Origin of the sequence: Allokutzneria sp. A3M-2-11 16 (genome assembly GCF_024213555.1) — a bacterium.
Taxonomy (GTDB): Bacteria; Actinomycetota; Actinomycetes; order Mycobacteriales; family Pseudonocardiaceae; genus Allokutzneria.
In genome coordinates, this window is the sequence record NZ_JANAVO010000005.1 from 41129 (window position 1) to 55095 (window position 13967).

Here is a 13967-nt window from a genome sequence, read left to right on the forward strand (position 1 = left end):
GTCCCGGGGCGGCTGTCCTATCGTGCTGGGGTGCCTCACGTGCTCAAGTTCGTTCTGGGATTCGCCTACCTCCAGGTGACGGCCGGTGCCGTCCTGGTGGTGACCGGCGTGGTCGAGGTCTTCGAGCGCCTGGGCCACGGTCAACGCGTCAGTGACGGGGTCGTCACGGGGATGACCGTGATCGGGGCGGTGGTCGCCGCGCTGCTGTGGGCGGCGATCGGGGTGACGCGCGGCCGGGAGTGGGGGCGGCAGTTCCTGATCGCGATGGAGGCGCTGGTGGGCCTGATCTCGCTGATCGGGGTGGTCAACGGCGAGCCGCTGGTGATTATCTTGCTGGCGATGGCGGGGTTCATGGTCTACGCGCTGTGCACCGCGTTCGTCAGGTCGTGGTTCGCGTATAAGGCGTACCACCGCCAGTTCTGAGGCTGCTAAGGTCGGTGCGTGCAGCGCGCTTTTGTGACGACGACGCCGGAATCCGTCCCGGCGCGCTGACCGTTGTCTGAAACGAAGCCCCGGGGCGAGTGCCCCGGGGTTTTTTCTCTGTGGTCACTCGCCTCTTTGTCCGCGAGGAGACCGCGATGCACGACCACCGCAAGCTCGGCCGTGAGCTGGACCTGTTCGACTCCGATCCGTTGGTCGGGGCGGGGTTGCCGTACTGGCTGCCGGACGGGGCGGCGGTGCGGCACGCCTTGGAGGAGTTCGTCCGTGGCCTGGAGCGGCGGGCCGGGTACCGGCACGTGTACTCGCCGGTGCTGGGCAAGCGGGAGCTGTACGAGCTGTCCGGGCACTGGTCGCACTACAGCGAGGACATGTTCCCGCCGATGGATCTCGGTGGTGAGCAGGTGGTGCTGCGGCCGAGCCTGTGCCCGCACCACGCGGTGATGTTCCGGGCGCGGCCGCACAGCTACCGGGATCTGCCGTTGCGGATGGCGGAGCTGGGCGGGATGTTCCGGGCCGAGCTCTCGGGTGTGCTCGGTGGGCTGAGCCGGGTGCGGGCGATCCAGCTCAACGACGCGCACGTGTTCTGCGCCCCGGACCAGGTCGCCGAGGAGGCGCGGGCGGCGTTGGAGCTGGTCCGGGAGGCGCACGCGGTGTTGGGGATCAAGCCGGTGCGGTACCGGTTGTCGTTGCCCGGCGCGGGCGGGAAGTACGTGGTCGATCCGGAGTTGTGGCGGCGGGCGGAGGCGGTGCTGCGCGAGGTTCTGTCCGATGTGGACTATGAGGCGGTGGAGGGCGAGGCGGCGTTCTACGGGCCCAAGATCGACATCCAGATCGCCGACGGCGCGGGGCGGGAGTCGACCCTGTCGACCGTGCAGGTGGACTTCCACCAGCCGCGGCGGTTCGGCCTGTCTTACGTGGGCCCGGACGGGGCGAAGCACCGGCCCGTGATGGTGCACCGCAGCATCATTGGCAGCCTCGAACGGGTGGTCGCGCACCTGATCGAGGTGCACGGCGGTGCTTTTCCGGCGTGGTTGGCGCCGACCCAGGTCGTGGTGCTGCCGGTGTCTGCGGCCGAGGTGCCGGATGCCGTCGAGTTCGCCCGGTCCACTGACTTGCGGATGGTGGTCGCGGGGCCGGAGCGGGGCAGTCTCGGTGCGCGGGTGCGGGCGGCGCGGCTGGTGCCGTTCCAGGTGGTGATCGGGGCGCGGGAGGCCGCGGCGGGTCAGGCGTCCGTGCGGTCGCGCGACGGCGAGAGATGGGATGCCGCGCCGGTCGCGGAGGTGCTGGCGCGGATCAGCTCAGCTGCCCGGCCCGGTGCAGGTGGTCGAAGATGATCTGGTCGACCGGGGCGACGCGGTCGCGGTCGGTGTAGCCGAGCCAGGTGATCTCCTCGATCTCGCTGCTCGGCGCGAGTACGCCGGTGAACTTGGCGGTGTAGCAGGTCATCCGGACTTCGACGCCCGGCGGGTGGCCGTGCGCCTGGGCCTGGAAGGTGCCCACGTGCACGGCGCTGGTGGGGTCGATGGTGACGGTCAGCTCCTCGGCGATCTCGCGCATCAGGGTCTGGATGTCGGTTTCGCCGGGATCGCGTTTGCCGCCGGGGAGGTAGAAGGTGTCCTTGCCGCGGGAGCGGGTGGACAGGACGCGTTCCGCTTCGAGGTGGATCCATGCGATCTTGTCGATGGTCATGCCCGCGATGGTAGGGACGGTGGACGGATGTCGGTGGTCGGCGCGCTGCAACTGGGTTCTTGTCTTTCCACTGCGGCAACTGTGGAGAAGGTCCTCGGTTACGAGGAGCGGCTGCGGGACTCCGGTGCGGCGCTGGTGGTGCTGCCGGAGGCGCTGCTCGGCGGCTACCCGAAGGGCTCGTCGTTCGGCACGCGCGTCGGGTACCGGTTGCCGGAGGGGCGGGCGGAGTTCGCGGAGTACTTCGCCCGCGCCGTCGACGTGCCGGGCCCGGAGATCGCCGAGCTGGCCGGGTTGTCCGCGCGCACCGGGGTGTCGCTGGTGGCCGGGGTGATCGAGCGGGCGGGCTCGACGCTGTACTGCACGGCGGTGTTCCTCGACCCGGCGGCGGGGTTGGTGGCCAAGCACCGCAAGCTGATGCCGACCGCGGCCGAGCGGTTGATCTGGGGCCAGGGCGACGGGTCGACGCTGCCGGTGGTGCCGACCGGGGTGGGCTTGGCGGGCGCGGTGATCTGCTGGGAGAACTACATGCCGTTGCTGCGGACGGCCATGTACGCCAAGGGGGTCCAGGTGTGGTGTGCGCCCACTGTGGACGATCGCGAGGTGTGGCAGTCCACGATGCGGCACATCGCCGTGGAGGGGCGGTGCTTCGTGGTGGGCGCGTGCCAGTACCAGGCCGCTCAGGCGGATGTGCCGGGTTCGCGGATCAACGGCGGCAGCGTGGTCGTGGGCCCGCTAGGTGAGGTGCTGGCGGGGCCGTTGACGGGGGAGGAGGGGTTGATCACCGCCTCCGTCGACGTCGCGTCGCTGGCGGGTGCCCGCTACGACTTCGACGTGACCGGCCACTACGCGCGCCCCGACGTTTTCACGCTCGCCGTCGACGAGACCCCGCGCTCCGCGGTGACGTTCAGGTCGCGGTGAACGTGTTGATCATGGTTGTTCCCCGCCGTCGACGGGGATGGCGACGCGGGTGACGAACTGCGCGGGCTCGGTGGTCCGCGGATCGGACAGGTAGGTCTCGCGGACCGGGCCCCGCGGTGTGTGGCCGTGCTCGTGAATCCACGCGAAAACCGCGTGGTAGGTCAGGGAAAGCTCCTCGAAGGGTCCACTGTGGATGATCACTGCGGCCGGGGTGGCCGGGAGGGTTTCGATCAGCACTCCGGGCGGTGACACCGGGGTCTGCACCGCGGCGGCGATCTCCAGCGTGGGTGTGAGGTCGACCGGGAACAGTCCGAGCGCCGGGCCCTGGACCTCGCCGACCGCGGTCATCAGGCGGGTGACGCAGTCGCCGTAGGTGCGGCCGATGTCCTCCGGCGTGCAGCTCCCGCGCTGCACGGCGAGGCGCAGCGCGGGTTCGTGGGAGAGGCTGATGTCCTTGCGCCCCAGTCCTTCCTTCATCAGCCTTTCGACACCGTGGAGCGCGGCGCGCTTGCGGCGGAGTTCGGCGTCGATGCGGTCGCGTTCACCGCGCAGCACGCGTTCGCGGGTCTCGTCGTCGCCCGCGAGGAGGTCGGCGATCGCCGGGAGTGGCACGTCGAGCGTGCGCAGCAGCCCGATCGTCAGCGCCGTGCGCGTCTGGTCGCGGGTGTAGTAGCGGTAGCCGGTGCTCGGGTCGACGTGGGCCGGGTGCAGCAGGCCGAGGTCGTCGTAGTGCCGCAGCTGCTTGACGCTGAGGCGGCAGAGCCGGGCGAAGCGGCCGATCGGGAACAGCTCGTCGGGCATGCGAGCAGTCTTCCCTCTCCCTTCACGATCGGCACACGTGAGTGGAACTCCACCCAACCCGCACTCCGCCCTTGCTCTCCACCCCCTCCCCGCAGCACCCTGAACCGGGGGCCCTTTCCCGTTTCGTACTCAAAGCCGCGAATTGGAGCGCTCTAAAGCCCGTTAAGAGTACGAAACGGGAGAACTCTGGGTAGGTCGGAGTGCTAGCGGGCGCGGAGGCGTTGGAGTTCGGCGAGGGTGCTCTCGCGGGTGGCGGCGATGAACTCGCGGAGCGCGCGGATGTGCTCGACGGGGACGTCGGCGAGGTCCTCGCGGGTGCGCGCGGCCAGGCCCGCGTAGTAGGCGTCGGCGCGGCGCAGGCCCTCCTCGGTGGGTTCGATGAGCACGCGGCGGCGGTCCTTGGGGTCGGGGACGCGGCGGACGCAGCCCGCGGCGTCGAGGCGGTCGACCATCCGGGAGGCCGCTCCGGGGCTGAGACCGACCCGCTCGGCGAGGACCCCGGGGGTGGCGGGGCCGTGGTGGTTGAGCGCGTGCAGGCAGTGCAGGTCCGAGGTGACCACGCCCATCCGGTCCGCGATCAGCGCGTTGAGCTGCACCAGGGCCACCGCCCAGTCCGGCATCGCGTCGATCACCTCGGTGATGAGCTCGTCCTTGTTCGTCATGTTGACACGACCCGATCGTCCAAATATGTTGCGTCACGCAATGTGTGCGTCATGCAATAAGTGTGCGGCGCCGGTCAAGTATCCCAGGAGGCTCGGTGGCCCTGGCGGTCATCCTGGTCGCGGCGTTCATGGACCTCATCGACGTCACGATCCTCAACGTGGTGCTCCCGGCCATCGAGGCCGACCTCGGCGCCACCCCCGCCCAGCTGCAGTGGATGGTCGGCGGCTACGCGCTCGCCCTCGCGGTCGGCCTGATCACCGGGGCCCGCCTCGGCGACCTGCTCGGGCACCGCCGGGTGTTCGTCGCCGGGCTCGCCGGGTTCGCGCTGGCCTCCGCGCTGTGCGGGCTCGCGGGCAGCGCGGGCGCCCTGATCGGGGCGCGCGTGCTCCAGGGGCTGCTCGCGGCGGTGATGATCCCCCAGGTCCTGACCCAGATCCAGCTCATGTACCCGCCGCGGCGCCGGGCCGCGCCGATGGCCGCCTTCACCGCGCTGTCCGGGCTCGCCGCCACCCTCGGCCCGATCCTCGGTCCGGCGCTGCTGGCCTGGGACCTGGGCGGGCTGGGCTGGCGGCTGGTGTTCTGGGTGAACGTGCCGATCGGACTGTTCGCCGCGGTCGCCGCCCGACGCCTGCTCCCGAAGGACCGGCCGGGAGCCGCACGGCGCCTTGACCTCGCGGGCCTGGTGCTCTCGGCGACGGGGCTGTTCCTGGTGCTCTACCCGCTCAACCACAACGGGCACTGGGAGCTGCTCGCCGCCGGAGCCGTGGTCCTGGCCGTGTTCGTCGTCCACGAACGCCGCGTCGCCGACCCGCTGGTGGACCTGTCGCTGCTGCGCGTCCGCTCCGTCTCCGGAGGACTGCTGCTCCAGCTGCTGTTCTTCGTGCCCACCATGGGGTTCTTCCTGGTGTACATGCTCCACCTGCAGAACGCGGCCGGGTTCGGCCCCACGCGGGCCGGTCTGATGATGCTGCCCTGGTCGGTCGCGGTCCCCGTGTTCGCCGGGCTCGCCGTCGCGGTGCTCATGCCCAGGATCGGCCGCGTCACCGTCCAAATAGGACTCATCGTGCTCGCGGCCGGGTTCGCGGTCATCGCCGCGCACCCGGAGGCGGTGTGGGGCCCGATCGTCGGCGGAGCCGGGATGGGCCTGATCATCGCCCCGCTCGCCCAGCTCACCCTCGGCGAGGTGCCCGAGACCGCGGCCGGATCGGCTTCCGGGCTCTACAACACCGTCGCTCAGCTCGCCGCGTCGCTCGGGGTCGCGATCATCGGCAGCCACTACGCGAGCACCTCCTCGCTCGCCTCCTCGCTCTGGCTGGGCGTCGCGCTGCTCGCGGTCGCCTTCGCAGCCACGTTCCTCCTGCCGCGCCGCGCCCCCGCCCGAGAGGTCATCCATGCCTGAGCAGGTCACCTATGTGCCCGCGCACGGTGCTTTCGCCTTGTGGGGAGCCGAAACCGCGGGGCGCCGCGTCACCTGCCGCCTCGCGGTCCCGCAGGGCGACCGCGTCGTGCCCGCTGACGTCGAGGTGAGCCTCGTCGAACCGGAGGCGCTGCCCGGCACCACCGCGTCGGCGCGGGCCTGGCGCGAAGCGGTCCGGCTGGTCGAGGAAGGCGCGGGCGACGACGCCTTCGCCGAGCTGGCCGAGCACATGCCGCCCGCCGCACACGCGATCCTCAACGCCGAGGAGACCGCGATCAGCTCGGCCGCCGCACTGCTTGACCGCTACCGTCGAGCAGCCGCGGCGCGCGCCAAGCTCGGGGCCATCAACGCCGAGCTGCGCCCGTACCAGGTGGACGGCGTGGCCTGGCTGCACTCCGTGCCGGGCGGGGGAGTGCTCGCCGACGAGATGGGCCTTGGCAAGACCCTCCAGGCGATCTGCCTGCTGGCCACCCGCGACGGACCGCACCTGGTGGTCTGCCCGACCTCGCTGGTCGGGAACTGGCGGCGGGAGCTCGCCCGCTTCGCGCCGGACACGCCCGTGCTCACCCACCACGGACCCAACCGGGAACTGCCCCTGCCGGTGCCGCCCCGCACGGTCGTGATCACCAGCTACAGCGTGCTCCGCTCCGACGACGAACTCGGCGCCGTCGACTGGGACACGGTCGTGCTCGACGAAGCCCAGCAGGTCAAGAACCCCGACACCCGGGCGAGCAAAGCCGCCGCGCGGCTGAGCGCGCGGCGAAGAGTGGCCATGACCGGCACCCCGGTGGAGAACCGGCTCGACGAACTGTGGGCGATCATGTCGCTGACCAACCCCGGACTGCTCGGCACGCGCGCCCGGTTCCGGCAGCGCTTCGGCACTCCCGTCGAACAACGCCGCTCCGCCACGGCCGCGGCCCGGCTCACCGCGCTGATCACGCCACACGTGTTGCGGCGCACCAAATCCGAGGTCGCCACCGACCTGCCGCCGAAGGTGTACTCGACGATCGCGTGCACCCTCACCGGCGAACAGGCCACGCTCTACCGCGACGCCGTCGACCGCGCCTTCACCGACGGGTTCGGTTCGGGCTTCCAACGCCGCGGCCGCGTGCTGGCGCTGCTCACCGCGCTCAAGCAGATCTGCAACCACCCGGCCCAGTACCGGCCCGACGACCTGCCGCTGACCGGGCGCTCCGGGAAGTTCGACCGCGCGACGGAAATGCTCACCGAGATCGTCGAGGACAACGACCGGGCCCTGGTGTTCACCCAGTACCGGGCCATGGGGGAGCTGTTGGCGCGACACCTCGGCGACCAACTCGGCGGACCCGTTCCGTTCCTGCACGGCGGACTCGCCGCGACACAGCGCGACGAGCTCGTGCGCGCCTTCCAACACGACGACGACGCGCCACCGGTGCTCCTGCTGAGCCTGCGCGCCGCCGGATTCGGCCTCAACCTCACCCGCGCCGGACACGTCATGCACTACGACCGCTGGTGGAACCCGGCCGTGGAGGAACAAGCCACCGACCGCGCCCACCGCATCGGCCAGACCCGCCCGCTCACCGTGCACACCCTGGTCACCGGCGGCACCGTCGAAGACCACATCGCCCACCTGCACGAGAACAAGCGCGCGCTCGCCGACGCCGTCACCGGCGCCGAAACCGCACTGGCCGACCTGACAGACGACCAACTCCACGAAGTACTCGACCTCGGAGCCCTGAGTTGACCCAACCCGAGTTCGGCGCCACCCCCTGGGGCAGAGCATGGGTCCGCGCCGTCGAATCCACCGCGGTCACCCGGCCGAACCCGTTGCTGCCCAAGGCACGCAGCCTCGCCCGCAACAACGCAGTCACCGACCTGCACACCGAACCCGGACGCATCACCGCCACTGTCTCCGGGCACACCGTCCACATCGGACTTCCACTGTGGACACAAGCACCGCGGGGCGTCGTCGCCGACCACACCGGTGACCTCCCCGACGAGCTCGCCGACGCACTCGCGGTCGCCGTCCCGCTCGCCGAACAACACACCCACTGCGGCTGCACCGCGCGGACCCCGCACTGCGCGCACGTGCTCGCCACCCTCTACACCCTCGCCCAACGCGTCGACGAACGACCCGTGCTCGCCGTGACCCTGCGGTACCCGCTCACTGCGCCAATCGACCCGGATTGGATTCCCCTTGAGGCGATCGACGTTGCGACCTTCTACGGCGACTGAAACCCTTTCGGCATGTCGGCGAACATCGCGCGTTTCCGTGCCGAGATCCCCGAGGCGGCACTGGCCGACCTGCGGAGGCGGCTGACCGAGACCCGCTGGCCCGAAGCCGAGACCGTCGACGACTGGTCCCAGGGCGTGCCCCTCGGCTACCTCCGCGAACTCTGCGAGTACTGGGCCGACAAGCACGACTGGCGCGCCGCCGAGGCCCGGCTCAACTCCTTCCCCCAGTACCGCACCGACATCGACGGGCTCGGCATCCACTTCCTGCACGTCCGCTCCCCGCACCCGGACGCGACACCCCTGCTGCTCACCCACGGCTGGCCCGGCTCGGTGTTCGAGTTCCTCAAGGTCATCGGCCCGCTGACCAACCCGGCGGACGGGGCCGACGCCTTCCACGTCGTGTGCCCCTCCCTGCCCGGCTACGGTTTCAGCGACAAGCCGTGGAAGAGCGGGTGGACCGTCCACCGCATCGCCACCGCCTGGCTCGAGCTCATGGACCGCCTCGGCTACACCCGCTTCGGCGCGCAGGGCGGGGACTGGGGCACCAGCATCACCACGAGCATCGCCCAGCAGGCGCCCCAGCGAGTCATCGGCATCCACCTCGCCCCGCCGCTCGCCCCGCCCGACCCGGCCACTCTCGACGAGCTCACCGACGCCGAACACGCCGCCATCGACGACCTCAAGCGCTCCCAGAAGACGGAGGACGGCTACTCCGTCCAGCAGGGCACCAAGCCGCAGACCCTCGGCTACGCGCTCACCGACTCCCCGGCCGGGCAGTGTGCCTGGATCTTGGAGAAGTTCCGCACCTGGACCGACTGCGACGGCGAACCCGAACGCGCACTCACCCGCGACGAGATGCTCGACAACATCACCCTGTACTGGCTCACCGGCACCGCGGCCTCCTCAGCGCGCCTGTACTGGGAGAGCATCGCCGAGATCCAGCGGACCTTCACCGAACCCACACCGTCCACAGTGGACGTCCCAGTGGGTGCGGCGATCTTTCCAGGGGAGATGCTGCGCCCCTCCCGGCGCTGGGCCGAACGGCGGTTCACCGACATCCGCCAGTGGAGCGAAATGCCCCGCGGCGGCCACTTCGGCGCCTTCGAGCAGCCGGAGCTCTTCGTCGACGACGTCCGCTCCTTCTTCCGCCTTCTCCGCTGAACCCCGCGCGCCGCACTACCGCCCGCACTACACTCACACCCATGCGCCCCACCCCGCGCCCCCTCTCAACGTGGGCCGGTGTGGTCCAAACCAATCCCGTTTCGTACTCATAGCGGGGAAGAGAGCGCTCTCAAATCCGGCTAAGAGTACGAAACGGGAAAAGACGGCTGCGCTCATGAGGAGGGTGGGGTGGTGGGGAGGGCTCGCCGCTGACGGGAGGGCCTAGCCCACGACGGGGAGAACGGCGCGGAATGCGCGGAGCAGGGGGCGGTCGTCGTCGCGGCGCCACGCCAGGGCGAGCGTGGACGGGCTCAGCCCGCGCACAGGGCGTGTGACGATCCCGTCGCGCGTCACTAGCACCGCGTTCCCCTCCGCCACCAAGCACACGCCCAGCCCCGAGGTCAACGCCTCCACCGTCTCCTCGGTCGACGCGATCTCCCCGCCGATCACCGCGGGCAGCCCGCCGCGCGCGTCCACGGCCAGCCAGTGATCGCGCGCCGGGCCGCTGGCCTTGGGCAGCGCGAGGAACGGCTCGTCCAACAGGTCGGCGAAGTCGATCTCCTCCCGCGCCGCCAGCGGATGCGTCTGCGGCAGCGCGACGAGCCGGGGCTCCACCGCGACCGGCACCCACTCGAAGCGCTCGGGCTCGGTCAACGGCAGCCACACGAACGCCGCGTCGGTGCGCTGCCGGTCCTCCGCGTCCAGCCCGGCCGTGATGTCCTCCCAGCCGACCTGCTTCAGCACCAGGCGCACACCCGGCGCGGCCTCGGCGAAACGCGCGCGGATCGCGGGCAGCAGACCCCGGCCCAGTCCGGTGCTCATCCCGATCACGAGGGTTGCCGACGAATCCGCCGCCACTGACGCGAGCACGTCCTCGGCGCTGCTCCACGCCGCCAGGACCTCGCACGCGGCGGGCAGCAACGCGCACCCGGCCGGGGTGAGCTGGACACCGCGGCGGCCGCGCACGAACAACGGCGTCCGCAACTGCGCCTCCAACGCCCGGATCTGCTTGGACAGCGCGGGCTGGCTGACATAGAGCGCCTCGGCCGCCTCGGTGAAGTGCAGGTGCTCGGCGACGGCGACGAAGTAACGCAACTCCCGCAGGTGCACGTCCATGCCCATTGGTTATCACGGCAGGTCTTGGACGGGAAACGTCGTTCGACCGCACAGTTGTGCAGACCCACCGACGAGGAGGAACCGTGAGCAACAACAGGGTGTGGCTGGTGACCGGCGCGGGAAGCGGCTTCGGGCGCGCGATCGTCGAGGACGCCATCGCCGCGGGCGACATCGTCGTCGCCACCGCCCGACGGCCCGAGGCGCTGGAGGACCTGGTCTCCGCGCACGTGGACCAGGTCGAAGCCCTCGCGCTGGACGTCACCGACCCCGACGCGATCGCCGCGGTCGTCGCCGACGTGCAGGCCCGCTACGGCCGGATCGACGTGCTGGTCAACAACGCCGGACGCGGACAGGTCGGCGCCGCGGAGGAAACCACGGAGGCGGAACTGCGGGCGCTGTTCGACCTGCACGTGTTCGGCCCCGCGGCCCTGGTGCGCGCGGTCCTGCCGGGCATGCGCGCCCGGCGCGGCGGAGCGATCGTGCAGATGTCGTCGATGGGCGGCCAGGTCGCCTTCCCCGGCTTCTCCGCTTACTGCGCAACGAAATTCGCGCTGGAGGGCTTCTCCGTCGCCCTGGCCGCCGAGGTCGCGCCACTGGGCGTCAAGGTCCTGATCGTCGAGCCCGGCGCGTTCCGGACCTCCTTCTCCGGCTCCGGCCTGGTGGAGAGCGCCGAACTACCCGACTACCGCGACACCGTCGGCCCGACCCGTACGATGATCAAGAGCATCGACGGCACGCAGCCGGGTGACCCGGCCAGGGCCGCGGCGGCGATCCGCACCGCGCTCGACGCCGAGACCACGCCGCTGCGGCTGCCGCTGGGCGAGGACGCCGTCGACGCCGTGCTGGAACACCTGCGTTCGACCGGCGAGGAACTGCGGGAGTGGGAGAAGGTGGCCCGCTCCACCGCGTTCTGAGCCAACGCCGAGGTGCCTGGCGCGTCCTAGGAGAAAAGCAGGCACAACCGACGAGGTGGTGATCACGTGCTCATCGATCAGGGCCTGCCCTGGTTGTGCGCGCGAGTGGTGGGTGGCTGCGGTGCGCCACCGATGACGGGGCACCGGGGGCACCGGTGGCTCGAACGGGGACACGCGGCGGTGGCAGCGCCGAGGTCACTAGGGTTGATCACGTGAAGTGGCGACGTGGTGGCTGGGAGCGGGTGCCCGCTCCGTCCTCAGCAGCAGAGACCTCCGTGGTGAACCCGCAGCGCCCGCCGACGATGAAGATCGCGGTGCCGGACCGGGTCCTGGCCCTGCAGCCGGGGGCGGTCGACCTCGACTTCGGGGTGTCCGGGGCGCGGTGGCTGATGCTCGGCGGCGGGATCTCCGGATTCGTCGCCGTGGTCTGCGCCGCCATCCTCACCGATGGCGAGACGCACCCGTGGATCTGGTTGTGGCAGATCGTCTCCGGCGCGGCGTTCCTGTGGTTCGTCAGCAGCGCCCGCGCCTCGCTGCGCGGCCGCGGCCTGATCGTGGACCGGCGGGCGCTGTGGTGGCGGGCCGAGGGAACGCTGCACGCCGTGCCGTGGCGGGAGATCGGCGCGGTCGGGATCAGCTCCCGCCCGCTGCTGGACCGCGCCAGCGTGGTGCGCCCGGACCAGCGCATCGGCCTGGAGGTGTTCCCGGCCGACCCGGCGTTCCCGGCGCGCTACCCGCAGCTGGACCGGTGGCGGGTCGACGAGCCCCCGCCGCGCGAGGGCCTGCCCGCCACCCGGTACCGGTTCCCGTTGCCGCCCGCGGGCAGGCTGCCCGGCAAGGTCGAGGACGCGGTGCAGGACGTGGCCGCCAACGCCTGGGTCGGCCGCTACCGCATCGAGTCGCCGGTCTCGGCGTGACCACCTGATCCGGAGCGGATCAGCGCCCGAGCTTGTCCGCCGCCTCGCGCTGGCGGCGGGCAACCTCGTCGGTGAACCCCACGATGGCCCGCAGCGTGTCGTCGTCGTAGTCGGCGCACAGCTCGGCCACCGTGTCGAGGTAGTCCTTGAGCAGCGCGTTCGCGCCGTGCCGCCGGTCCCGGTGCACCTCGACCAGCAGCCGCCTGCGGTCCTGCGGGTGCGGGGTCCGGCGCGCGAAGCCCTTCTCCTCCAACCGGTTGATCAGCCCGGTGATCGACGCGGGCGCCAGCCCGCACCGCCGGGACAGCTCCCCGGGGGTCAGCGCGCCGCTGTTCTCCAGCAGTTCCAACGCCTTCTCCTCGACGGGGGAGAGCCCCTGCTTGTCGGCGACGGCGGAGTGGAGGGTCACCGCGGCGGCGGTGAGCCGCCTGCCCGCGGCGAGGACCTGATCTACGAGCTCGTCCCGACTGTTGGCCACGATCATGATCATATCGACATATTCGTTCGGCGAACGAAATTAAAGCGCAACCGGTTGCGCGTGCGCGCGGCGCGGAGTTGGGGGTGGTTTGAGACGGCTTCAGGGTGGGTCGGGGGTACTTGAAGACGGGGGAACCAGCAGTGCTGGTAATGATAATCGGTGTCGGATAGGGTGGTCGGGTTCCGTGGTGGAGGGGAGTGCGCAGTGATCGTTCCCGGGGTGGTCTCGGTGACCTTCCGGCAGTTGTCCGTTCCCGAGATCGTGCGGCTGACCGCCGACGCCGGGCTCCGCGCGATCACCTGGGGCGGCGACGTCCACGTGCCGGTCGGCGACCTCGCCGCCGCCGAGCGCGCCCGGTCACTGACCGGCGACGCGGGGCTGATCGTGGAGGGCTACGGCTCCTACTACAAGGCCGGGGAGTCCGAGCCCGCCGCGTTCGCCGACGCCCTGCGCACCGCCGTCGCGCTAGGCGCGCCAGTGATCCGGGTGTGGGCGGGTGTGACCGGAGCCGCCGACACCGACCCCGCCCGCCGCGCCGCCGTGACCGAGGACCTGCGGCGGTGCGCCGACCTCGCCGCCGTGCACGGCACCCGGGTCGCGGTGGAGTACCACGTGGAGACGCTGACCGACGACATCGACTCCGCCACGCGGTTGTTCGACGAGGTCGACGCGCTCGTGCCGTACTGGCAGCCCAAGGAAACCCCCGAGGTGGACGCGTGCGTGAAAGAGGTGCGGTCGCTGCTGCCGAAGCTGCGTACCGTGCACGCTTTCTCGTGGGGCCCGGACGGGTTCACCGAGCGGTTGCCGCTCGCCGACCGCGCCGACCTGTGGCGGCCGGTACTCGCTGAGCTGAACGCGGACGGGCAGGACCGGTTCGTGTTGCTGGAGTTCGTTCCCGACGACTCCGTCGAACAGTTCCGAAGCGACGCCGCGGCGCTGCTGGGTTGGTCCGCTTCCGGCATTTGATCCGGTTCGGCGTGAAGTAGGCTTCACCATTCCCGCGCGGGGGATGAGCGTGCCGCCGGACGCGCTCGGCCCAGCGGCGGCGACCTGCCGACGGCGCTGGTGGCGGGGTGCGCCGCAGCCTGAAAACAACAGTTTGACTTGTGGGTAAATATCCCTGGTTACTCGCTCCGATAATCTCCATATCTATTGCAGTTGTGTGCACGGACATTTTCTGAGTATACGATCCCCATGTCGCAATAAAAGAGCTTTGCGGGTGGGCGATCTTGTTCCGA

The 13967-nt window shown here is 70.9% G+C and carries 15 protein-coding genes; 10 read left to right on the forward strand and 5 right to left on the reverse strand.

What is annotated here, in order from left to right; all coding sequences use genetic code 11:
- Positions 1-39 precede the first annotated feature (39 nt).
- Positions 40-423 (forward strand): hypothetical protein, encoded by a 384-nt coding sequence (locus NLX83_RS26495; protein WP_254237890.1) that lies wholly within the window; start codon positions 40-42, stop codon positions 421-423.
- 155 nt (positions 424-578) lie between these two features.
- On the forward strand, positions 579-1775 hold the full coding sequence (gene thrS, locus NLX83_RS26500) for a threonine--tRNA ligase (protein WP_254238145.1): 1197 nt from the start codon (positions 579-581) through the stop codon (positions 1773-1775).
- On the opposite strand, the gene NLX83_RS26505 is transcribed toward thrS, so the two are convergent.
- Positions 1735-2130: an NUDIX hydrolase gene (locus tag NLX83_RS26505; RefSeq protein ID WP_254237891.1), complete on the reverse strand. Its 396-nt coding sequence runs from the start codon at positions 2128-2130 to the stop codon at positions 1735-1737. The genes thrS and NLX83_RS26505 overlap by 41 nt on opposite strands.
- A 27-nt stretch (positions 2131-2157) precedes the next feature.
- On the opposite strand from NLX83_RS26505, the gene NLX83_RS26510 reads away from it, so the two are divergent.
- The gene (locus tag NLX83_RS26510; RefSeq protein WP_254237892.1) at positions 2158-3048 is read left to right on the forward strand and encodes a carbon-nitrogen hydrolase family protein; all 891 of its coding nucleotides are present in this window, start codon (positions 2158-2160) and stop codon (positions 3046-3048) included.
- Positions 3049-3057: 9 nt separating this feature from the next.
- Here the strand turns inward: NLX83_RS26510 and NLX83_RS26515 are convergent, their stop codons facing one another.
- Together NLX83_RS26515 and NLX83_RS26520 are read right to left on the reverse strand one after the other, a co-directional pair.
- Positions 3058-3849, reverse strand: a complete 792-nt coding sequence (locus NLX83_RS26515) for a MerR family transcriptional regulator (protein ID WP_254237893.1) — start codon at positions 3847-3849, stop codon at positions 3058-3060.
- A 203-nt stretch (positions 3850-4052) separates the two neighbouring features.
- Entirely contained in the window at positions 4053-4511 is a 459-nt protein-coding gene (locus NLX83_RS26520) for a MarR family winged helix-turn-helix transcriptional regulator (protein WP_254237894.1), read from the reverse strand.
- Positions 4512-4606: 95 nt separating this feature from the next.
- On the opposite strand from NLX83_RS26520, the gene NLX83_RS26525 reads away from it, so the two are divergent.
- Genes NLX83_RS26525 through NLX83_RS26540 form a run of 4 tightly spaced genes read left to right on the forward strand, consistent with a single transcriptional unit; the run spans position 4607 to position 9304 of the window.
- Positions 4607-5911 carry a DHA2 family efflux MFS transporter permease subunit gene (locus tag NLX83_RS26525; protein WP_254237895.1) on the forward strand — a complete coding sequence of 435 codons (1305 nt, stop codon included), beginning with the start codon at positions 4607-4609 and terminating at the stop codon, positions 5909-5911.
- Entirely contained in the window at positions 5904-7652 is a 1749-nt protein-coding gene (locus NLX83_RS26530) for a DEAD/DEAH box helicase (RefSeq protein WP_254237896.1), read from the forward strand. The genes NLX83_RS26525 and NLX83_RS26530 overlap by 8 nt, the downstream gene beginning before the upstream one ends.
- A complete protein-coding gene (locus NLX83_RS26535) occupies positions 7649-8143 on the forward strand; it encodes an SWIM zinc finger family protein (protein ID WP_254237897.1) in 495 nt (164 codons plus the stop codon). Before NLX83_RS26530 ends, NLX83_RS26535 begins: the two co-directional genes overlap by 4 nt.
- Positions 8144-8155: 12 nt before the next feature.
- A complete protein-coding gene (locus NLX83_RS26540) occupies positions 8156-9304 on the forward strand; it encodes an epoxide hydrolase family protein (protein ID WP_254237898.1) in 1149 nt (382 codons plus the stop codon).
- A 222-nt stretch (positions 9305-9526) separates the two neighbouring features.
- Here NLX83_RS26540 and NLX83_RS26545 read toward each other — a convergent pair whose 3' ends face one another.
- The gene (locus NLX83_RS26545; RefSeq protein ID WP_254237899.1) at positions 9527-10420 is read right to left on the reverse strand and encodes a LysR family transcriptional regulator; all 894 of its coding nucleotides are present in this window, start codon (positions 10418-10420) and stop codon (positions 9527-9529) included.
- An 83-nt stretch (positions 10421-10503) separates the two neighbouring features.
- On the opposite strand from NLX83_RS26545, the gene NLX83_RS26550 reads away from it, so the two are divergent.
- Together NLX83_RS26550 and NLX83_RS26555 are read left to right on the forward strand one after the other, a co-directional pair.
- Positions 10504-11334 carry an oxidoreductase gene (locus NLX83_RS26550; protein WP_254237900.1) on the forward strand — a complete coding sequence of 277 codons (831 nt, stop codon included), beginning with the start codon at positions 10504-10506 and terminating at the stop codon, positions 11332-11334.
- 212 nt (positions 11335-11546) lie between these two features.
- Positions 11547-12251 carry a hypothetical protein gene (locus tag NLX83_RS26555; RefSeq protein WP_254237901.1) on the forward strand — a complete coding sequence of 235 codons (705 nt, stop codon included), beginning with the start codon at positions 11547-11549 and terminating at the stop codon, positions 12249-12251.
- A 19-nt stretch (positions 12252-12270) separates the two neighbouring features.
- Here NLX83_RS26555 and NLX83_RS26560 read toward each other — a convergent pair whose 3' ends face one another.
- Complete coding sequence (locus NLX83_RS26560) at positions 12271-12729, reverse strand: MarR family winged helix-turn-helix transcriptional regulator (RefSeq protein ID WP_254237902.1); 459 nt, start codon at positions 12727-12729, stop codon at positions 12271-12273.
- Between the two features lie 204 nt (positions 12730-12933).
- On the opposite strand from NLX83_RS26560, the gene NLX83_RS26565 reads away from it, so the two are divergent.
- Complete coding sequence (locus NLX83_RS26565; protein WP_254237903.1) at positions 12934-13695, forward strand: sugar phosphate isomerase/epimerase family protein; 762 nt, start codon at positions 12934-12936, stop codon at positions 13693-13695.
- Positions 13696-13967: the final 272 nt, after the last annotated feature.

What these genes read in the sequence shown, in the direction of transcription:
- thrS (WP_254238145.1), top strand. Translation starts at nt 579, where the DNA reads ATGCACGACCACCGCAAGCTCGGCCGTGAGCTGGACCTGTTCGACTCC.
- NLX83_RS26505 (WP_254237891.1), bottom strand. Translation starts at nt 2,130, where the DNA reads ATGACCATCGACAAGATCGCATGGATCCACCTCGAAGCGGAACGCGTC.
- NLX83_RS26510 (WP_254237892.1), top strand. Translation starts at nt 2,158, where the DNA reads ATGTCGGTGGTCGGCGCGCTGCAACTGGGTTCTTGTCTTTCCACTGCG.
- NLX83_RS26515 (WP_254237893.1), bottom strand. Translation starts at nt 3,849, where the DNA reads ATGCCCGACGAGCTGTTCCCGATCGGCCGCTTCGCCCGGCTCTGCCGC.
- NLX83_RS26520 (WP_254237894.1), bottom strand. Translation starts at nt 4,511, where the DNA reads ATGACGAACAAGGACGAGCTCATCACCGAGGTGATCGACGCGATGCCG.
- NLX83_RS26530 (WP_254237896.1), top strand. Translation starts at nt 5,904, where the DNA reads ATGCCTGAGCAGGTCACCTATGTGCCCGCGCACGGTGCTTTCGCCTTG.
- NLX83_RS26540 (WP_254237898.1), top strand. Translation starts at nt 8,156, where the DNA reads ATGTCGGCGAACATCGCGCGTTTCCGTGCCGAGATCCCCGAGGCGGCA.
- NLX83_RS26545 (WP_254237899.1), bottom strand. Translation starts at nt 10,420, where the DNA reads ATGGACGTGCACCTGCGGGAGTTGCGTTACTTCGTCGCCGTCGCCGAG.